Origin of the sequence: Amphibacillus xylanus NBRC 15112 (assembly GCF_000307165.1) — a bacterium.
Lineage (GTDB): Bacteria > Bacillota > Bacilli > Bacillales > Amphibacillaceae > Amphibacillus > Amphibacillus xylanus.
This window is the reverse complement of record NC_018704.1, coordinates 2,307,602-2,328,538: the sequence shown is the minus strand read 5'-3', so window position 1 is coordinate 2,328,538 and position 20,937 is coordinate 2,307,602. Positions and strand designations below refer to the sequence as shown.

The window sequence follows — 20,937 nt, the reverse complement described above, 5'->3', positions numbered from 1 at the left end:
ATGTTTTAATTTAATTACGTAGTAGATAGTCAAATGCGCCAAGTGCGGCAGTTGCACCAGCACCCATAGATACAATAATTTGCTTGTAAGGCGTGTCAGTACAGTCACCAGCAGCGAAAATACCTGGTACACTCGTTTGACCTTTCTTATCAATGACAATTTCACCGATTTGATTTCGCTCAACTGTGTCACCTAACCACTCAGTATTAGGAGCTAGACCAATTTGGATGAATGCACCTTGTAACTCAACATGTTTTTCTTCGTTTGTTGTGCGGTCAATGTAAGAGATACCTTTAACTGTTTCATCACCTGTGATTTCAGTTGTCTGTGCATTTAGAATTACATCTACGTTAGGTAAGCTACGTAGTCTTTCTTGTAGTACTGCATCTGCCTTTAACTCTGACATAAACTCAAATACAGTTACATGTTTAACGATACCTGCAAGATCTAATGCAGATTCAATACCAGAGTTTCCACCGCCAACAACAGCTACGTGTTTTCCTTCAAACAGTGGGGCATCGCAGTGTGTACAATATGCTACACCTTTATTTTTATACTCTTTTTCACCTGGAACGCCAATGTCTCTCCAACGTGCACCAGTTGCAAGAATAATTGTTTTACTCTTTAGAACAGCACCGTTATCAAGTTGAACCTCGAATAGATCTTTCTTCTCAATGTTATGAGCTCGAAGGCCTTTCATAACGTCAATATTATACTCGTTAACGTGTTGCTCAATTTCTGAGATTAGCTTAGGACCTTCAGTATATTTTGTACCGATAAAGTTTTCGATCCCAAGTGTATCCATAACTTGACCGCCAAAGCGATCAGCAATAATACCAACTCTAATCCCTTTACGAGCAGCATAGATTGCTGAACTTGCACCGGCAGGTCCACCACCGATTACAAGAACGTCAAATGGATCTTTTTCGTTAAGCTCAGAAGCATCGATACCGCTTCCTAGATGACCTAAAATATCTTCAATTGTCATACGGCCACTTGCCATGAACTCTCCATTTAAATAAACAGATGGAACGGCAAGAATATTTAGTCGATCTACTTCATCTTTAAAAGCAGATCCCTCGACCATCGTATGTGTAATGTTTGGATTAACTACACTCATTAAGTTAAGCGCTTGAACAACATCTGGACAGTTTTGACATGTTAAACTAACGTAAGTTACAAAGTCATGCTTGCCTTCAACCTTTTTAATTGCATCAATTACAGATGCTTCAACTTTAGGTGCGCGTCCGCTAACTTGTAGTAAGGCAAGAACGAGTGATGTAAATTCATGACCTAGTGGAATACCTGCAAATACAACACCACTATCTGGTTCACCCTTACGATTAATACTAAAGCTTGGTGTTCGCTCTAAAGTCGTTTCTTCGACTGAAATCATTGAAGACATGTCAGCAATTTCGTTAACAAGTTCAAGTGTATCTTTAGAAACTTTATCGTCACCAACACTTACTTTGATGACGATATCGTTTTCTAATAGAGCTAGATATTGTTCAAGTTGTTGTTTTATATCTTTATCTAGCATATTCATCAGACTCCTTAAATTTTACCAACGATGTCTAAGCTTGGTTTTAATGTTTCTCCGCCTTCTTCCCATTTAGCAGGACAAACTTCACCTGGATTTTCGCGCACATATTGTGCAGCTTTTACTTTATTAATTAATGTACTCGCATCACGGCCGATACCGTCAGCGTTAATTTCGATTGCTTGGATTACTCCATCAGGATCAATAATGAATGTTCCACGATCTGCAAGACCAGTTTCTTCGTTAAGAACGTCAAATTGACGTGAAATTGTTTGTGATGGATCACCAATCATAATGTACTCAATTGAACCAACTGCTGGAGAGTTCTCATGCCATGCTTTGTGAACAAAGTGAGTATCTGTTGATACAGAGTAAACCTCAACACCTAATTTTTTCAGTTCAGCATATTCCTTCTGAACATCCTCTAATTCTGTAGGGCAAACAAATGAGAAATCTGCTGGGTAAAATACTACAATACTCCATTTCCCTTTTAAATCTGCCTCTGTTACCTCAAAGAAATCCTTTCCGCTTTGGAAAGCTTGAGCTCTGAATGGTTGTACTTCTGTTCCAATAAGTGACATAATCATCTTCCTCCTTAATATTTTAATTATTGATAGATAACACTTTTTAATAGATAGTGTTATTCAATAATAATTCTAATTGGATACCCATTATTATAAAGTATCTATTTTATATGTCAAGCACAATGATTTAAATAAGATTAATAGTCCAAATGTACATAGTAATAGTATTTCTATATATGTTGAATATATACTTAAAGAAATTTTTTTTGATAAAATTCATTTGTGAATTATCAATCATTCTTACTTACTTGATAATTGCAATGTAGATTAATGTAATGAAAAAGTTTACATTATGCAGATATATAATTTTTTGTTAAGATTTAAACGGTTAATAAAATAATATATAAGGAGGGGGATAGCTAATGAAATCAGACAAGGAACTGATGATCGCTGGTGAACTTTATGATCCAAGTGATACTGAGCTAGTTAATGAACGTTTACAAGCTAGACGCCTCGTACGTCTATATAATCAAACAACTGAAGTTGAGGTTAGTGAACGCTCAAAATTACTAAAGCAATTATTCGGCTCAGTTAAAGGTGCGATAACGATTGAACCTAATTTTCGTTGTGATTACGGTTATAATATTCATGTTGGTGATAATTTCTTTGCGAACTTTGACTGTTGTATTTTAGATGTATGTGAAGTACATATTGGGGATAACTGTATGATGGCACCGGGTGTTCACATTTATACAGCAACGCATCCTATAGAGCCGACGTTAAGGAATTCAGGACGGGAGTTTGGTAAGCCAGTTACTATTGGTAATAATGTTTGGATTGGGGGTAGTGCTGTTATAAATCCAGGCGTTACGATTGGTCATAATGTTGTTATAGCTTCAGGCGCTGTTGTTACGAAAGATGTACCAGACAATGTCGTCGTCGGTGGAAATCCTGCTCGGGTCATTAAACAAATCGAGCTAGATTGATTATCAACACAAGTAAATAGCTTTCAGGTAAATCAAATAAGCCACTGGAAATATATCTTTCCAGTGGCTTAATCATTAATCGTTTGAGAATACTGATAGGAACCAATCCCAGATTGCTTTAAAGAAATCACCAATTGCTTTAACGAGTCCTTTACCTTCTTCGCTTTCGGCAAAATCACTAATCCAATTACGTGTTGCTTTAATTGTATCTGTCACTTTACCCCAATCAATATTTAGATTACGTAATTTATCGAATAATTCGACTAGACGGTTTAGTTGTAAATCAGATAAATCAATACCTAATTCTTTTGCTACACGTTTAATTAATTCACGTAAATCTTCTGTCGTTTCAGGACGTTGTTTTTCAATCTCTTCTTTAATACGGTTCATTAAATCTGTTGCTTGTTCTTCATCGATGTCTTCGTCGTCTGCAAGTTCTGCAGTTACAACCATTTCTTCGTTAGCTGCTTGTTTGACTTCCTCATCAATTTCTTCGCCAGTAACAGCCTCATAAGCCTTCATAATACCTGTTAGCGCACCAGTCCCTGATACGTCAAAAGGTGCAGTAACATAAATTTCAGCACCACTAATCCCAGCAGTAGCTAAAGCGTTTGAATACATTGAACCTGTAATATAAGTAATTTTATTTGTCGTTACTGTAATCCCTGTATTTTCATCACGCATATCAATTCGAGCAGATGATAGTGCGTTTGAACCAATTTGAGATGCAGGGATGTAATCTCCTAAATAATTATGTTCTTCTTCATTTGTTACGTAAATAATTGTAACCTTTTCCTTATCGTCAATTCCCATTTCTTTTAAAATAGCATCTTTTTGATCTTGAGATAAGTCTTCACCAAGCGTAACAATAATTTCTCCGGCAATTGCATCAGCAAAGGCTGTTGGAATTGTTGCGTTGATAAAGAATATGATAGCTAATAAAATCATGCTACATTTTAATAAACCCTTTTTCATGATAAAATCTCCTTTTCACTTTGTTAAAAAGCTTACATATATTTTACAACATTTAGCTAGGCTTGTCTTGTTAAAAATATCGCTAAGAATAGACAGTCTCATTTAAATAACAACAATTAATATCATTCAAGCGTAAATTAATTATCTATTACTTACAATAAAAAAAGTAAGTCAATGAATGACTTACTAGATTGCTTTGTTTTTTGATTCTGTTGATTTTTTAGTGTGTTTATTTGGTGTGTGAATGGTACTATTTCCGTTAAATAGTCCACCTTCTTCAATAATAAGTCCTCCAGATTGAACTTGTCCAGAGACTTTACCACCAGCATGGATCTGAATTTTCTCGCTAACTATAATATTGCCGTTTGCTTCACCAGCTACAATAATATTTTTTGCTTCAATAGCTGGTTCTGCATATCCGTGCTTGCCTATGTAGACATTACCTTCACATTTGATTTCGCCATATACTTTTCCGTCGATTCGTAGACTCGTTGGTAATTTAATATTTCCTTCAATGACGGTTTCTTTACCGATGATTGTTTCAATCACTTTCTGTTTTTTTTTCTTATTCAACACAGTGAATACCTCTCTCTTAGTTTTGTTTGTCTTCAAAAAAGTTTAAGTATTGTTCAGGATCGACAGGAGTTCCATCTTTAATTACTTCATAATGTAGGTGTGGTCCGGTGCTTCGTCCTGTAGAACCTAGTTCCCCAATAACTTCACCTTTTTTAACCTGATCTCCTTGCTCAACGTGAATTTTTGAAAGATGAGCATAAAGTGTTTCATAGCGACCGCCGTGATTAATAATAATCGTATTGCCATATCCACCGTAGTATTGCGCCAAATCAACCGTTCCATCTGCTGCAGCATAAATAGGTGTCCCTGTTTTCCCGCGCACATCAATACCGGAGTGGATCGCTTTAGTTCGATTAAAGGGATCTTTTCTTGGACCGAATGGTGATGTAATTGTATTCGGATCTGTTGGCCATTCAGTCGGGATATAGAGCAAGTTTTCTTCTAGCTGTTCAATACTTGCAATTGTTTGATGATAGCGATCAACCCAATTTGAAGTTAATAAAAGATCATCTGCCGGAACAGTGTCCAAATTTAATAAACTCGTATCCTGAAGTGGAATTTCAATTCCTCCTAAGGCCTCTTCAGGTAGATCACTCATCTGCTGGTGAATCATCTCTTCAATTTTCTCTAATTCAAAATATCGATTAATCACTTGATCACGTTCATCGATTAGACGTTCTACTTGTGTCGTTAACTGAGTATTTGTGTTGTTTAACTCAGCTAGGCCTTCATTTAGTAGCTGATTATCAATTAATAAGTCCTGGTTAACAGAAATGGTATAAATTAAAAGCCCTGAGGGTAATAAAAATAGTAAAAGGACAAAAAATACAAACAAACGTGAGATAGTAAAATGCTTAACAGGCTTTTTAATATTATTGGATACCATAGTAAACGTCCATTTTCTTAATTGAAACTTTTTTCCTTTCAGTTCTAGTCACTCCTCTCATAAAAAATATCCGCACTAATGTAAAATATGGTCGTGTAGTTCTCTTTTACCATAATTAAGTACCTATTAATTATCAATAGTTTTAGAGGAAATGTAACAAACTTGAAATATAATTAGTCATAATGTGTCATAATTGAGATATTTATAATTGAAATGCTAGATATTTTGCTGGACTTACGAACGTGAAGTGCAACAGATCAAAAATTGATTCTGATCAAGTTTTTAACATTAAGCTTTTAGTATAATAAAGGTAAGAAGATAAAAGTGAGTTGATTTTAACTACTACTTAGATGAAGGAATGATTTAAGTGCAAAAAACTATCTTTCAGTTAGAGCGATTAACATGTCCAAGTTGTATTAATAAGATAGAAACAGTGTTAAATGAGCACATTGGGGTAGAAGAGGTGTATGTATTTTTTAACTCTAGTAAAGTAAAAGTAGGATTTGATCCATCAAAAGTTGAAATTAATCAGCTGGAATCGGTAATTAAATCAATAGGCTTTGCAGTAGTTTCTTAATGAAACGAGAAAAATTTAGGGGTGAAATGATGAATTTACAATCAGATGGAACAAATAGTCATTCCATGCAAGGGTGTGTCAGATTGGTGCCGATCTTTAATCACCTTCACAATAATCAAATGGCTGAGATTATGAAAACAGTTCATTCTTCTCAATATAAAGTAGGTGAACACCTTTTCCATGCTGGAGATGTATCAGATGCACTTTACGTTGTTCATAAAGGAAAGGTAAGAGTATATCGTCTCTCTGAGACTGGAAAGGAACAGTTAGTCAGACTGTTGTTGCCAGGTGATTTCACTGGAGAGTTGGCACTTTTTCGTGAAAGCGAGCATGAGTCTTATGCTGAGGTAATTGAAGAAGCCCAAATTTGTCGAATATCTCGAGCTGATCTACAAAATTTATTAGCGAAGTATCCAGCTATTTCATTACACATCTTAAATGAATTAGCTACACGATTAGAACAAGCAGAGCAACAAACTGCTCGAGTCGCAACGGAGAAAGTACCTGTCAGACTTGCGCACTTTTTAGCAGAGCTGATGCCACCATTTAAAAATCAAGCAGAAATCATCCTGCCAATGTCAAGAAAGGATTTAGCTGCCCATTTAGGAACGACACCCGAAACGGTTAGTCGCACACTAAAAACCTTTGAAAAATCTGGGTACTTAACGCCAAAAGGGCATAAAAAAATGATTATTCATGATCTAGATTCTATGTTAATAGAGGTATAGGTTAGTATTTATATTTAAGATAATTATGATTGTTTATTATTTAGCGTTAGTGGAAATATATACACTGACGCTATTTGTTTTGCGTATTTACTCATAAACCATATAAAGGATTTTAAATGTAAGAAGTTGATATTGACACACATGTATATACAGGTTAGAATGGAAGCGTAAACACAACTTGTATATACATGCTATCGTTTATCATTACTATAATTTAAGAAAAGAGAGGGATTATAATGGCCAAATACACAGATTCGGCAAAAGAGCTTTTAAAGTTGGTCGGTGGAAGCGAGAACATTTCAGTAGTAACTCACTGTGCAACAAGGTTACGTTTTGTATTGAATGATACAAAGAAAGCTGACGCAAAAGCGATTGAGAAGCTCGATGTTGTTAAAGGTACATTTACAAATGCAGGGCAATTTCAAGTTATCGTAGGAAATGAAGTTGCATCATTTTATAATGAATTTACTAAAGTAGCGGGTGTAGGTGACACAGCTACAAAAGACGATGCAAAGGTTGCAGCGAAGAAAAATATGAATTTCTTGCAAAGATTAATTGCTAACTTAGCAGAAATCTTTACACCAATTATTCCAGCTTTAGTAGTCGGTGGTCTTATTTTAGGTTTTAGAAATATTATTGGTGAGATTGCTGAGTTTGGGCCAAATGGAAATCAAACATTAATTGAATTATCGCAATTCTGGAAAGGAGCATTTGACTTCCTTTGGTTAATTGGTGAAGCTATCTTCCACTTCTTGCCTGTAGGTATTGTATGGTCTATTACAAGAAAAATGGGAACAACTCAAATTCTTGGTATTGTTCTAGGTTTAACTCTTGTATCACCGCAATTGCTCAATGCTTATGGTGTGGCAGAAGCGACAGAGATTCCATTCTGGGATTTTGGTTTTGCACAAGTTGATATGATTGGTTATCAAGCACAAGTTATTCCAGCTATCTTAGCAGGATTTGTTTTAGCTTATTTAGAAATCTGGTTAAGAAAAGTTATCCCAAGTGTTGTATCGATGATCTTTGTTCCATTCTTTGCACTTATTCCAGCAGTTATTATAGCTCACGTTGTATTAGGACCGATTGGATGGGCAGTTGGTGACTGGATTTCTAGTATTGTTTACACTGGTCTAACATCAGCATTCGGTTGGTTATTTGCATCAGTGTTTGGTTTTGCTTATGCTCCACTTGTTATTACCGGTTTACACCATATGACAAATGCGATTGACTTACAGCTAATGAGTCAATTTGATGCTACGAACCTATGGCCAATGATTGCATTATCAAATATTGCACAAGGTTCTGCAGTTGTAGCAATGATTATTCTAAATAGAAGAGATAAAGCTGAGCAACAAGTTTCTATTCCCGCAGCAGTATCTTGTTACTTAGGTGTAACAGAACCAGCTATGTTCGGAATTAACTTGAAATATGGCTTCCCATTCTTAGCAGCTATGGTTGGATCAGCTCTTGCAGCTGTAATCTCTGTAGGTTCAGGTGTTATGGCGAACTCAATTGGTGTTGGTGGAATTCCAGGATTCCTATCTATCCAAGCTGGCGACTGGTTAATGTTCTTTATCGCAATGGCAGTAGCGATTGCAGTTCCAATCCTATTGACATTAGCATTAGCTAAAACTAAATTAGGCAAAAATGCATACGAGCGTTTAGGAAAAGAGTAATTAATGATAAAACAACCATTTTCTAAGTATCTTCTTAGTAAAATGGTTGTTGCTTATTTTACACAATTGAAAAATAAAAAAATATAATATTTGCAAGGGGATGAAGACGTGACGCAACCATGGTGGAGAAAATCAGTAGTTTATCAAATCTACCCGAAAAGCTTTAATGACACGACAGGCACAGGCGTTGGTGACGTTAATGGTATCATTGAAAAACTAGATTATTTAAAAGAATTAGGTGTTGACGTCGTTTGGTTAACGCCAATTTATGACTCACCTCAAAATGATAATGGCTACGATATTCGTGATTATTATAAGATTTTTGAGCCGTATGGCACAATGGAAGATGTTGAGCGTTTATTAGCAGAAGCGCATAATCGTGATCTGAAAATTATTTTCGATATTGTTGTAAATCACACATCGACAGAGCATGAGTGGTTCAAGCAATCTGCTTCTAGCAAGGATAATCGCTATCGTGATTTCTATATTTGGAAAGACGGTAAAAATAATCAGCCACCAACTAATTGGCAATCTAAATTTGGTGGAAATGCATGGCAATATGATGAAACGACAGATCAATACTATTTACACCTCTTTGATACAACCCAAGCTGATCTAAACTGGGAAAATGAAGAAGTCCGCGATGCAGTTTATGAAATGATGAATTTCTGGATTGATAAAGGCGTCGATGGTTTCCGACTAGATGTCATTAACTTAATATCTAAAGATCAAAACTTCCCAGACGATGATGGATCTGTCTCACCGGGTGATGGTAGAAAGTTCTATACAGATGGACCGAAAATTCATCAATATTTACATGAGATGCACCAGCGTGTTTTTAAAGGGAAGAATTTATTAACAGTTGGAGAAATGTCATCAACTTCAATTGATGCTTGTATCAAGTATACGAAACCAGAACGTGAAGAACTTGATATGACATTTAACTTCCACCACTTAAAAGTTGATTACCCAAATGGGGAAAAGTGGACAACTGCGCCATTTGATTTCCTTGAATTAAAGAAAATTTTATCAGATTGGCAAGTAGGTATGAATAAAGGTGGAGGTTGGAACGCACTATTTTGGTGTAATCATGACCAACCACGTATCGTATCTCGCTTTGGAGATGATCAAAATTATCATCAAGAATCAGCAAAAATGCTGGCAACAACCATTCACTTTATGCAAGGAACACCTTACATTTATCAAGGTGAAGAAATAGGAATGACAAATCCTAAATTCAAATCAATTGACCAGTATCGTGATGTTGAATCGTTAAACATGTATAACATGAAGCGTGAGGAAGGCATCGATTCTGATACGTTATTAAAGATCTTAAGTGAAAAGTCACGAGATAATTCACGAACACCAATGCAATGGAATAGTGATGTAAATGCTGGCTTCACAAAAGGTACGCCTTGGATCGATTTAGCTGATAACTATCAAGATATAAATGTAGAACAAGCCTTGAAAGATCCAAATTCAATTTTTTATCATTACCAAAAGTTGATTCAATTAAGGAAAGAATATGATATTATAACATTAGGAGATTATCAGTTAATTTTACCTGATGATCAGGCAATTTTTGCTTATATTCGGGAGTATAATAATGAACGACTGGTCGTATTAAATAACTTCTATGCTGATACAGTTGACTATGATCTAACGAAATTAATCAATACTGATTACAACCAAGCTGAAGTTCTGATTAGTAATTATTCAGATCAGATAGGTCAAGCTGAGTCAGGAAAATTACGGCCTTATGAATCTGTTGTTTATTATTTAACATAAACGAAAATGTTTAGATAAGGAAGTCCTACCATGAAACGTAAATATGATCTGATTTACCAGTCCTTAGTTGAAAGAATTGAACGTGAGGAGTGGGAAGTAGGTGAACTACTCCCCTCAGAGAACGAGCTAAAGGATGCTTACCAAACATCTCGAGAAACGATTCGAAAAGCATTAAATCTTTTATCTCAAAAAGGCTATATTCAAAAGGTAAGAGGAAAAGGTTCAGTCTTAATTGAACGTAATAAATTTGATTTCCCTGTCTCTGGTTTAGTTAGTTTTAAAGAGATTATTGAGAAGATGGATTTAGATGTGAAGACGCATGTAGAGGAACTAGAGTTAGTTAAGGCTGATCAGTTCTTGCAGGATCGTCTACAGATTGATAAAGATGATAAAGTATGGCGTATCATTCGAGTTCGAGAATTCTCTGGTGAGCGGGTGATATTAGATAAAGATTTTTTAATTGCTGATCGAGTTCCAGACTTAACTGTTGATATTTGTCAGGATTCAATTTATGCCTATATAGAGAAAGAGCTAGGCTTAACGATTAGTTTTGCAAAGAAGGAAATCACCGTAGAAGAACCAACAGAAGAAGATGAACGATTACTTGACCTTGAGGGATATAGTCATGTTGTGTTAATCAAAAACTATGTCTATTTAGATGATGCAACTTTATTTCAGTATACAGAATCACGACATCGCCCAGATAAATTTCGTTTCGTAGATTTTGCCCGTCGACTTAATTAAAAGTTAAAGAAAATGATTATATAAGAAAAACTCGATTGAATATTTGATTATTCAATTGAGTTTTTTTGCATGCTAAAATATGTTTATCGATAAAAATTTATTGATAAACGATAAGAAATGGTTTAATGTAGAATTAACAAAATATACTTGGGGTGATATTGTGAATCGTAAACTGCTGTTGTTTTTGTTACTAATGACTTTTTGTATTTTCTTATTAGCTGGTTGTTACTCGTCTCAAGCTACTGAGCCAACTGAAAACACGATGGTTATAAGTTTAGAGAATCATGCACACTTTTCTATTTATCAAATTGAAATTGACACAGCATTTACTGGTAATGGAATGGCTTATGCAGATGGTTCGAGAATTAAGAAAGGCGATATCATGAGTATGGTGTTTGATAATCAGCAGGACTTCACATTAAAAGGAAATATGCTATTTGATTTTTTCCTAATAAGTGAAAATAATGAGCGGATCTATTTAGGTCAACAAAACTTAACATTAAAACCAAACCAAGCTTATCACTTTGAAGTACATGGTACAGATATACAAGACGTAGAATTAGTAAGAGTTAGGTAATTTCAAATTGAAATCCAGGGAAACGTCGAAATCATTTAAATAGTCTATTAATTCTGACCCTTTCTATTGCTATTAGTCATATTAACCTTTATCATATTGCATATGATAAATAAAGGGTGATAATATGAATTTTTTACTTTTTGAGTTAAAAAAGATAAGAAATATACGATTTATGTATTTACTAATAGCGATTCCGATTATAATTGTGATCACTATTTTTACACTTAGATTTTTTACTGATATAAATTTTTCAGAGCAAGAGCGAATTAAAGCAAATCAGCTATTAGCGGATTTGAATTGGCGTATCCCTGATTTTTACTATGCGGAGCAAGATCCGACTACTGAATTAAGTGATGAAGATGCCCTTCTGTATGAATTGATTGATCAAGCAGAGCGTGAACGCTTTACGTATAGTGTGTCTGCATATTATGAAGAGTGGACAGATATGAATAAAGCAAAGCAGAAAATATGGGATCTATTACTTCAGATAGCTGAGATCGATCCAGAGTTACGATCTGTCAATATAGAGGATTTACAGATGGAAAAGCCAGTTATTGATTGGGCTGTCGAGTATGATGTTGGTACGCACGACTTTTCAACTGATCAAAATAGTTTATTTGTCTTATTTAAGAGTTTTGATTGGCTTTTTAGTTTGCCAGCAATCATGCTAGTTATTTTCTTCTTTTGTTTGTCGATTTTTTTAGAGCCTAATTACTCGGTTTTTAAATTTTCACAAGTTTTACCTCTAAGTTATGTAAAAATTATGGGTAATAAGTTAGTTATATTTTTTGCGATTATTGGAACATACATTGGTTCTACGATTATAGGAAGCCTACTCATTTCTATATTTGATTCAGCCTCATTAAAAGCCCAGTTAAATTACCCTCTAGTTAAAATTGCTGAAGGAGAAATGATAACTAAACCTTTTTGGCAGGTATTGTTGTTTCAAATTTTATTTTTTATTGGTCTGACGTTACTTTCCTTAGTAATCGTAGCTGTATTAGCAAAGTTATTTCATAACGAACTATTTATCACATTTATTGTAGGTGCTGTTGGCTTGATTGGAATGCAAATGACACGTCTTAGCTCAACAGCAAAGATAACATTTAATCCATTTGCATGGCTCGATACAGCTAATTTTATCTTTTTTCAGCGAACTGACAGGATTATTACTGTACTTGCGATTCTCTTTATTGTCGTAGTCTGTTTAACATATTTCGTCTTATTAAGAAACCTCCGACTACCAAAATTGAAACGTAAGGCCAAGTATCGTGGCATTCGAAAATTATCAAAGAGTTTTTTATTACGTTATGAATGGTTAAAACTAAATAGGCAGTCAATTTTGTTTTATTCAACAGCAATTATTGTTGCCTTTACGTTATTTTCTGCAATTGATAGCTATCAATATTTAGAAGTTCAGACTGATCAAGCTTATCAAGATTATGTTAATGAACGAGATCGGTTAAGAAATCAGGTTGATAGTTACCCAGAAATCATTGAAGCCTATCAGCAGCACTTGGACAATCCTGATACACATCCAAATGATTTAATTTGGCTAGAGCAGTTCTTAAATATGTATAAATCAGAGCAGCAGGTAGCTGAATCTAAACTAGCTGAGATCGAGGCGATTGAAGCTGATTTTCTCTCGGGTGATTTATCAGTGCTAAATAAAATAGAGCACCGGCGCTTGAAAGATGATTATTTGTTTGTGGCTAGAACAGGTGAAGTTCAAAGTTCTTCTACAATTCCGATTGATCACGTAATCTTTATGCCGAATGCATATATAAACTATCGATTAAGTGAGTGGAAAATTGAAAATGAAATTGACTTTGTTCCACCGGGTGGGCCATACAAGACGTTATTAATTCCAGGTTATGAGGAATCGCCTCGAAGCGGTGAAATGCAACCACCTTCAGGAATTGATCGAGAGGTATTTGATTTTTATTTAGCCGAAGTGGACAAGGAACATCGTTATTTAAGTGGCCTAAACTTATTAGCTGATTTGTTTAATGAGTACTTTTATTTAGTAATTTTTATCTTGTTAATAGGTTTTTATAGTTTATCGTATGTAAGAGAGTGGGACGGTCAAGGGACGATTCGATATTTACTCGTTCAGCCGATTTCACTAAAACGAACCTTTAAGTCTAAAATGCTTTCTTCACTAACGATGGGCTTTTGCTTCGTTGCCATTACCAGTTTGTTAGTCTTTGTGATTGGTAGTTTATTAAATGGAGTTGGACAGCTCAATTTTCCATTTGTTCAATACGTCTCTGATTCATTAGGTCTTGCTAGTAAAGAAGCATTTATTGAAATTCCAATGACGATGAAGTTTTTCCGAATTATCCCGTTATGGCAACTACTATTAATGGGGTTAGGGTTATTACTAACAAATATAGTAATGATTAACCAGCTTGTATACTACTTATCAACCTTCGCCAAAAACCAATGGGCTATCATGGCGACAAGCATACTAATTTTAGGTGCTGGTTATATCTTTTCGATTATTTTACCATTTGATTTTCAACAGTTTTTACCGTTTTTATATTTAGATATTGGTCGAATTTTAACTGGTGAGACTGCGATATTAGAAAACTATCAATATTTAAATTGGTGCACTGGGATGATTGTCCAAAGTCTAGCAGCGCTTGGCTTAACTTTACTTAGCTTAAGAAGATTACGTAAGTTTAATGATTAATTTATTTATAGAGAGGGGTAATGAAATGATTTCGGTACAAGGTTTAACCAAAAGTTATCATGATAAGAAAGTATTGGCGGATATTAACTTTGAAATTGGTCAAGGTGAGATTGCAGGTCTAGTTGGTCCAAATGGTGTTGGTAAAACGACACTCCTATCTTGTATGATGGGCTTAATCAAGGCTGATAGTGGAACTGTTACGATGGCTGATGAACTATTTACAAAAACAGACATGTATAAGAAGGTCGGCTTTATGCAGGACAATAGTGTCTTATATCCCCACTTAACGGGCTATGACCACTTATCGTATGTGGCCTATGCACAGAATTTGAGTTTAGATGCAGTGGAGGAAGTATCAAAGCATGTCGGTAATGATAGTTATCTGTATCAGAAGGTTGGAGAGTACTCTTTAGGAATGAAACAGCATCTGTTATTTGCTTCAGCTATTATTCATAAGCCTAAAGTGTTATTACTCGATGAACCATTTAATGGTCTTGATCCTACTAGTTTAATAAGAATTAGAGAGATTATTCGTGAACTAGCAGCTCAAGGGACGACAGTTCTACTTTCATCACATAATTTAAATGAGCTTGATCGTATGACACGTCATATTTACTTTTTAAAAGACGGCGAAATTATTTATCGAGATCTCGCTGATCATCATAATTTTTCTTACGTATTGACTGTTACAAAACAACCAGTAGGACAGCAATATGAAGACATTCAAGTTGAGGTTATTAATGATACACAGTTTATTGTTGATAAAGCAAATTTAAATCAAGCGATTAGCCTTTTAAATCAAGACGATAACCCAATTGTCGATATTGAACGGACACAATTTAGTAGTGAAAATCTCTATCGCGAAATTTATCAGGAAGTTTAGTTTTAGTTGTATGAAGTATGAACTAAATGAACGAGTGGTGATCAACTGAAGATTGTCAGTCGTTCTTTAGCTAAATAAGAAGGATTTAATTTTAAATATGATTAATAGGTGATGAAAATATGAACCTTTTTTCCTTTGAAATTAAGAAAATTAGAAACAAGAGGTTTTTATCTACTTTAATTATCATTCCGATGCTTATTGTATTAGTGATTTTTTTGAGTCGATTATTATCCCCGGTTGATTTTCGTTCGGAGGAAATGACGAGAGCGAATCAATTACTTGCTGATCTTAGCTGGAGAATTCCGAATTATGATAACTATATTATCGATCCGATCGTAGAGATTAGTGAAGAAATGCAAGTGATTTATGATTTACTTGATGAAGCAGAACGTGAACGCTTCAATTATAGTATTGCTGCATTTTATGAAGATTGGTATGACATGAATGTGGCGAAACAAAAAATATGGGACTTACTCATTCAAGTGCAAGAACATGACCCCGAGCTACGTGCACTCAGTTTGGAAGAACTACATACTGAAAAGCACCAACTAGATTGGGCCGTAGAGTATGAAGTTGGTAAGTTTGATTTTGATCGAGACTATAATAGTTTATTTGTCTTGTACAATAGTTACAATATTCTCTTTAGTTTACCGGCAATGATGTTGATTATCTTTTTCTTCTGTTTACCAATCTTTTTAGAGCCGAATCGAGCATCTTTTAGTTATGTTAAAGTATTGCCGATTTCTTACCCGAAAATTATGGGGCAGAAGTTAAAATTGTTTTTCTCGATTATTGGAACATATATTGCTTCATCAGTTGGAATGAGCCTAATACTCTCACTGTTTAGTACAGTTTCACTTAAGGCGCAGCTACAATTTCCGGTGCTGACTTATACCGATGCGGGAGTTTTATCTAAGCCGTTGTGGCAAATGCTACTGTTTAAAATACTGTTCTTTATTGGTCTTACATTGTTGTCTTTAATTGTCGTAACACTTTTTGCGAAGCTATTTAATAATGAGTTGTTTATTAGTTTTATCTATACGATATTAATCTTAATTGGTCAACAACTCACCAGACTACAACCAGCTCGGCTGTTAACTTATAATCCAGTTGCTTGGTTTAATTTAAATAACTATTTGTTAACTCAGTCGACAAGATCAATTATGACTGCGTTACTGTTATTATTTATTGTGGTCAGCTTGTTGACAGGGCTTGTTTTATTAAGGCCAATTCACTTACCGAAGTGGCAACGTAAACTTAAGTTTCACGGTATAAAGAAGCTTACAAACAGATTTTTGTTCCGTTTTGAATGGTTGAAGTTACATCGTCAGGCAATATTGTTTTATTCAACGGCTATTTTAGCAGCGTTTACGCTATATTTTGCTGTGAATAGCTATCAGGATCAGACTGAAAATGCCCAAGAAACTTCTGAGCGTTTCTTTAATCAAATAGCTCAATATGAAGCGGAAATTGAACTTAATCTAGAACAAGAATTAATTCATCATGATTTACTAACAATCCCTGATCTTCCTCGCTCTACGGAAGAGGATTTTAAGAACTATATTTTAATGCTTCAAAATGAACGTCAAGAACTAGAAAATAAACTGTCTAAATTAAAGGATCTCGAAGCCGAAGTTCTCGATAATAATTATCAGGGTTTATCACAAATAGAATTTACTGACTTAGAAAATGATTATCACTTTGTAACTCGGACTGGGACTGCTAGCTCTTCTCAGGTTATCCCGGTTCCAGATCCGATTTTTATTCCAAATGCGTATATTAATTATCGTTTAAGCGAATGGAAACTCGAGAAGGGGATCGATTATGTTACGCCAGGCGGACCTTATCAAACTTTGTTTACACCTACGTATCAAGAATCGCCTCGAAGTGGGGAAGATGAACCGCCAGCAATGGTAGAGAAGGATGTCTTCGATCGTTATTTAGCAGAGGTAAATAAAGAGCATAATACATTAAGTGGTCTGAATTTACTGGCTGATTTCTTTAACCACTATTATTTCGTTGTCCTGCTCATTTTACTGGTTGGTTTTTATAGCTTAAGCTATGTCCGTGAATGGGATGGTAGTGGAACAATTCGTTACTTATTAGTCCAGCCTATTTCATTAAAAAGGACTTTTACTGCTAAAATTGTCGCATCATTAAGTATGGGAATTTGTTTTACACTTTTAGTTGGTTTAATCACGTTTATAATTGGCAGTTTATTAAATGGTGTCGGACAATTAGAGTTCCCGTTTATTCAGTATATTTCATATGCTGCAGGTAATGGGAAAGCCGATCAATTAATAGAAATTCCGATGCAACTTAAATATTTCAGAATTCTACCATTATGGCAATGGCTGTTGATTGGAACAGGCTTACTATTGTCTAATCTGTTCTTTGTTAATCAAGTTGTTTACCTAGTTTCTACGTACTTGAAAAATCAATGGTTAGTAATGGCAGTCTCATTATGTGCTCTTGGCGCTGGGTTACTGTTAGCAATTATTTGGCCACATGAAATCCATGCCTTCTTACCATTTCATTATTTAGATATTAGTCAAATCATGACAGGTAAAATGGCGACCATTCATGATTACGCGTATTTAAATTGGTGGTTAGGAATAATCGTTCAAACGGTATCAGGCGTAATTTTAACAGTGTTTGCTTTAAGACGAGTTCGTCGAAACAGTTGAGATGAAAAATAGTATTAATAAAACAGCGATATTTACTTTTATTGTAAATGTTGCTGTTTTATTTTTATGGCTCTATTAAGTGTGAGAAACAATAAATTCTGCAAAACCTTTTAGAGTAAAACTTGCAATTGTGGCGGGAAGAATAAAGTTATCACCCTTTTTAATGACAAATTGGTGATCATCGATGGTGAGATTAGCTTCACCATTAATCACATTAACTTGAATAAAATCAGCTATTTGATTTAGCTTACTTATACCATCTAGCCTCCAATGATAAACGGTAAAATACGGAGTTGTGATTAATCTTGTTTGAATTAATCCGTCTTTGATCGATTGTGATTGTTGATGTTGTGGGTCATGGTGTGGTATAGAAATAACTTTAAGTGAATCTTCTAAATGTAATTCTCTTTTCTTTCCACTCTGATCTGCTCGATCATAATCATAGACACGATAAGTGATATCAGAGTTTTGTTGAATTTCCAATAAGATAATACCCGGACCGATCGCATGGAGTGTCCCACTTGGGATATAAATAAAATCCCCTCGCTTAACGGATTTCTTTTTGAATAATTGCTCCCATTTTCCTGATCTAGCCATTTGTTCAAACTGCTTTTTTGATTGGGCGTTATGACCGAATATGATTTCAGCATTTGCCTCCGCTTCGAGGATATACCAACACTCTGTTTTGCCAAAGGTTTCGCCCTCGATTTGTTGGGCATAAGTATCATCAGGGTGAACTTGAACAGATAATGGATGCTTAGCATCGAGTAATTTCACAAGTAGTGGATAGGCCTCATCACGTTGTTGTTTGTTTCGATTGAATAGCTCTGGATGATTCATCCAGACGTCATTAAGCGTTTGATTAATAAAGGGTTGATTAAGTACTTGGCTAGGGCCATTTTTATGAGCAGAAATCACCCATGCTTCACCAATTGTATCACTCGGTAGCTGATCACGGAAATAGTGGTTTAGCCTAGTGCCACCCCAGATCCGCTTGTGAAAAGAAGGTCGTAAAAATAATGGTCCACTGTACATGAACTTAGCTCCTCACTTTATAGATTTGAGTGATAATAAGCCTAAGAATATAGCTGTAATAGTGGTTTTATAAATTCAGAGTAATTTCTTGCTTGAATTAACTGTTGAACAATCGTTGGATCTTCAATAACTTTAATTAGGCCTTTATACATGATTTCTAAATCCTTATGTCCGTCTTTCTCAACATTTAGTAAGCAAATAAGTTGTACGCGTTTATTAGACCAATTAATCGGTTTTTGTAGCGTACAAATCGTTAAAAAAGTTTCCTTTGCCTGTGCAGTAATTGGATGGGGGATTGCCACCAAGTTGCCATAGGCTGTAGGTGCAACTTCTTCACGCTCATAGATCAAATCCAAATAGTTATCTGGTAAACTCATTTTTGTTTTAATTTGATTAACTAGAAACTGTAGTGCGCTCTCCTTAGTAGGGAATGTTTGATTTAAGAAAACAAACTCTTCTTTAATATAATCGTTAATTGTCTCTGTTCTTTTGTTTAAATGAGTTTTAATTCGATCTAGGTCTGTTTCTGAAAGTATCGTATTGACGACTATAACAGGGCAAGGGAGTTTTTCTTGTATTGGCACTGAGCTGATAATAAAGTCAATCTCTGAAAAAGGAATCTGTTTTAATTGATAAAATTCTGTCGTTCCCATTACTTGAATTTGAGAACCTAAAACAGATTGTAATTTATATTTAATTAAATGGGCGCTTCCAAGACCTGATGCGCATACGATAAAGCATTTTTTCGGTCCTGTTTTTAGCTTCTTTCGTTCAATCGCTGCACCAATGTGTAAGGCGATATAGCCAATTTCATTCTCATCAATTAAGACATTAATTTCGTTATCAAGCACCATTCCTGCCATAACAGCAGCCTCAAAGGCGACAGGGTAGTTTAATTTAATATCATTTAACATTGGATTTCTAATATTCATACCGTACTTATATCGATTAATTGCTGGCTTTAAATGCAACCCAAGACCAATGATTAACTCTTGATCGTGGCGGATGCCTAAGTTCATTTTTGCTTCTATTAAGTCCAGTATTTTCGTCGTTAATACTTGTGTTTGTTTTTCCAAAATGTTTTCAAATTCAGTCTCCGTTAATTTCGACTGCTTGACCATTTTCGTACCGAGCAAGTGAATCGTAATATACGCTATTTCTACATCTGGGAATTTAATTTCTAAAATAGTTTCAGTTTTACGAACAATTGATAACGCCACTTGGTATTCCTTCTGTAATTTAATTTCCTTTAAATCTTGGTGAATCAGTGAAACATAATGACCGTCTTTAATTCGTTTATAGGCAATAATGATATGGATAAATAAATTATTTATCGCAATATCGGAAAGATAGATTTGATTTACTTTAATTTCTTTAATGATGATTGACCAGACTTTTTCAAGTTCTTCTAAGCTGATTTCTGTAATTTGAGCAAGTTGCTTAATCCAAGTTGTTTTAGAGATTGGTTCACTACGGTCGAAAATATGCTCCGATAGGGCAAAGCGCATTTTAACTTCATTTCCATAGAGTTTTAATCCATAGGTTGGTTTTTGTTGAAGAGAAAGATTGTACTGCTTAAATATTTTTTTTACTGATCGCAAATCATTTTGAATGGTTGATTTGCTAATATGCATTTCTTCACAGAGATCATCTAGTTTTAAGTAGCTATCAGCAAGTAAGAAGCGTTTAATTAAGTACGTAATTCGCTCTTCGGGAGAATTAGGTACTGTTTGCTCGTTAAGCTTTTGATTTAGGAAACTTCGAAATTCGTGATCATTATCTATTATCAGTTGAAAACCAATCCCTCTGATTGATTGGATATTAGCTCCGAAATCTTGTAAGATTCGATCAAGTATCTTAATATCATCTCGAATTGTACGAGACGTTACATTAAGTAATTGAGCAATATATTCGCTAGTTACTGGTTTCTCATTTGCCATTAATACTCGTAAAATTGAAAACAATCGAGCACTCACTTTATCACCACTTTCTTCATAACCTATGAATCTATTATTTTTACTATATGCTAGTTAAATTAAGTTAGGAGAAGAAGCGCA

17 protein-coding genes are annotated in these 20,937 nt (G+C 34.9%); 10 read left to right on the top strand and 7 right to left on the bottom strand.

Features of this window, described 5'->3' with window-relative positions; genetic code table 11:
- Positions 1-10: 10 nt before the first annotated feature.
- Both ahpF and ahpC read right to left on the bottom strand, forming a co-directional pair.
- Complete coding sequence (ahpF, locus tag AXY_RS11130) at positions 11-1,540, bottom strand: alkyl hydroperoxide reductase subunit F (protein ID WP_015010916.1); 1,530 nt, start codon at positions 1,538-1,540, stop codon at positions 11-13.
- A gap of 14 nt (positions 1,541-1,554) precedes the next feature.
- Positions 1,555-2,121, bottom strand: a complete 567-nt coding sequence (gene ahpC, locus AXY_RS11125) for an alkyl hydroperoxide reductase subunit C (protein WP_015010915.1) — start codon at positions 2,119-2,121, stop codon at positions 1,555-1,557.
- Positions 2,122-2,486: 365 nt separating this feature from the next.
- Here ahpC and maa point away from each other — a divergent pair, with 365 nt between their 5' ends.
- Positions 2,487-3,050, top strand: a complete 564-nt coding sequence (gene maa / locus AXY_RS11120; RefSeq protein WP_015010914.1) for a maltose O-acetyltransferase — start codon at positions 2,487-2,489, stop codon at positions 3,048-3,050.
- A gap of 75 nt (positions 3,051-3,125) precedes the next feature.
- Here the strand turns inward: maa and AXY_RS11115 are convergent, their stop codons facing one another.
- From AXY_RS11115 to AXY_RS11105, 3 genes are all read right to left on the bottom strand, one after another.
- Complete coding sequence (locus AXY_RS11115) at positions 3,126-4,025, bottom strand: DUF1002 domain-containing protein (RefSeq protein WP_015010913.1); 900 nt, start codon at positions 4,023-4,025, stop codon at positions 3,126-3,128.
- A gap of 186 nt (positions 4,026-4,211) precedes the next feature.
- Positions 4,212-4,601 (bottom strand): bactofilin family protein, encoded by a 390-nt coding sequence (locus tag AXY_RS11110; RefSeq protein ID WP_015010912.1) that lies wholly within the window; start codon positions 4,599-4,601, stop codon positions 4,212-4,214.
- A 16-nt stretch (positions 4,602-4,617) separates the two neighbouring features.
- Positions 4,618-5,487, bottom strand: coding sequence for a M23 family metallopeptidase (locus tag AXY_RS11105; protein WP_015010911.1), 870 nt, complete (start codon positions 5,485-5,487; stop codon positions 4,618-4,620).
- Between the two features lie 367 nt (positions 5,488-5,854).
- On the opposite strand from AXY_RS11105, the gene AXY_RS11100 reads away from it, so the two are divergent.
- From AXY_RS11100 to AXY_RS11060, 9 genes are all read left to right on the top strand, one after another.
- Positions 5,855-6,064 carry a heavy-metal-associated domain-containing protein gene (locus tag AXY_RS11100; protein WP_015010910.1) on the top strand — a complete coding sequence of 70 codons (210 nt, stop codon included), beginning with the start codon at positions 5,855-5,857 and terminating at the stop codon, positions 6,062-6,064.
- Between the two features lie 29 nt (positions 6,065-6,093).
- Positions 6,094-6,792, top strand: a complete 699-nt coding sequence (locus AXY_RS11095; protein WP_015010909.1) for a Crp/Fnr family transcriptional regulator — start codon at positions 6,094-6,096, stop codon at positions 6,790-6,792.
- Positions 6,793-7,028: 236 nt separating this feature from the next.
- Positions 7,029-8,471: a PTS system trehalose-specific EIIBC component gene (gene treP / locus AXY_RS11090; RefSeq protein WP_015010908.1), complete on the top strand. Its 1,443-nt coding sequence runs from the start codon at positions 7,029-7,031 to the stop codon at positions 8,469-8,471.
- Positions 8,472-8,579: 108 nt separating this feature from the next.
- On the top strand, positions 8,580-10,259 hold the full coding sequence (gene treC / locus AXY_RS11085; protein ID WP_015010907.1) for an alpha,alpha-phosphotrehalase: 1,680 nt from the start codon (positions 8,580-8,582) through the stop codon (positions 10,257-10,259).
- 30 nt (positions 10,260-10,289) lie between these two features.
- Positions 10,290-11,003, top strand: coding sequence for a trehalose operon repressor (treR, locus tag AXY_RS11080; protein WP_015010906.1), 714 nt, complete (start codon positions 10,290-10,292; stop codon positions 11,001-11,003).
- Positions 11,004-11,196: 193 nt separating this feature from the next.
- Complete coding sequence (locus tag AXY_RS11075; protein ID WP_172635012.1) at positions 11,197-11,580, top strand: hypothetical protein; 384 nt, start codon at positions 11,197-11,199, stop codon at positions 11,578-11,580.
- A 172-nt stretch (positions 11,581-11,752) separates the two neighbouring features.
- Positions 11,753-14,275, top strand: a complete 2,523-nt coding sequence (locus tag AXY_RS11070) for an ABC transporter permease subunit (RefSeq protein WP_231841349.1) — start codon at positions 11,753-11,755, stop codon at positions 14,273-14,275.
- Between the two features lie 25 nt (positions 14,276-14,300).
- Entirely contained in the window at positions 14,301-15,158 is an 858-nt protein-coding gene (locus AXY_RS11065) for an ABC transporter ATP-binding protein (RefSeq protein WP_015010903.1), read from the top strand.
- A gap of 257 nt (positions 15,159-15,415) precedes the next feature.
- On the top strand, positions 15,416-17,845 hold the full coding sequence (locus AXY_RS11060; RefSeq protein ID WP_231841348.1) for an ABC transporter permease: 2,430 nt from the start codon (positions 15,416-15,418) through the stop codon (positions 17,843-17,845).
- Positions 17,846-17,920: 75 nt separating this feature from the next.
- Here the strand turns inward: AXY_RS11060 and manA are convergent, their stop codons facing one another.
- Positions 17,921-18,880 (bottom strand): mannose-6-phosphate isomerase, class I, encoded by a 960-nt coding sequence (manA, locus tag AXY_RS11055; RefSeq protein ID WP_015010901.1) that lies wholly within the window; start codon positions 18,878-18,880, stop codon positions 17,921-17,923.
- A gap of 41 nt (positions 18,881-18,921) precedes the next feature.
- Entirely contained in the window at positions 18,922-20,856 is a 1,935-nt protein-coding gene (locus AXY_RS11050; protein ID WP_015010900.1) for a BglG family transcription antiterminator, read from the bottom strand.
- Positions 20,857-20,937: the final 81 nt, after the last annotated feature.

Excerpts from the sequence above, each read along its gene's own strand:
- ahpF (WP_015010916.1), bottom strand. The coding sequence starts at position 1,540 with ATGCTAGATAAAGATATAAAACAACAACTTGAACAATATCTAGCTCTA.
- ahpC (WP_015010915.1), bottom strand. The coding sequence starts at position 2,121 with ATGTCACTTATTGGAACAGAAGTACAACCATTCAGAGCTCAAGCTTTC.
- maa (WP_015010914.1), top strand. The coding sequence starts at position 2,487 with ATGAAATCAGACAAGGAACTGATGATCGCTGGTGAACTTTATGATCCA.
- AXY_RS11115 (WP_015010913.1), bottom strand. The coding sequence starts at position 4,025 with ATGAAAAAGGGTTTATTAAAATGTAGCATGATTTTATTAGCTATCATA.
- AXY_RS11105 (WP_015010911.1), bottom strand. The coding sequence starts at position 5,487 with ATGGTATCCAATAATATTAAAAAGCCTGTTAAGCATTTTACTATCTCA.
- AXY_RS11095 (WP_015010909.1), top strand. The coding sequence starts at position 6,094 with ATGAATTTACAATCAGATGGAACAAATAGTCATTCCATGCAAGGGTGT.
- treP (WP_015010908.1), top strand. The coding sequence starts at position 7,029 with ATGGCCAAATACACAGATTCGGCAAAAGAGCTTTTAAAGTTGGTCGGT.
- treR (WP_015010906.1), top strand. The coding sequence starts at position 10,290 with ATGAAACGTAAATATGATCTGATTTACCAGTCCTTAGTTGAAAGAATT.
- AXY_RS11075 (WP_172635012.1), top strand. The coding sequence starts at position 11,197 with ATGACTTTTTGTATTTTCTTATTAGCTGGTTGTTACTCGTCTCAAGCT.
- AXY_RS11070 (WP_231841349.1), top strand. The coding sequence starts at position 11,753 with ATGTATTTACTAATAGCGATTCCGATTATAATTGTGATCACTATTTTT.
- AXY_RS11065 (WP_015010903.1), top strand. The coding sequence starts at position 14,301 with ATGATTTCGGTACAAGGTTTAACCAAAAGTTATCATGATAAGAAAGTA.
- AXY_RS11060 (WP_231841348.1), top strand. The coding sequence starts at position 15,416 with ATGACGAGAGCGAATCAATTACTTGCTGATCTTAGCTGGAGAATTCCG.
- manA (WP_015010901.1), bottom strand. The coding sequence starts at position 18,880 with ATGTACAGTGGACCATTATTTTTACGACCTTCTTTTCACAAGCGGATC.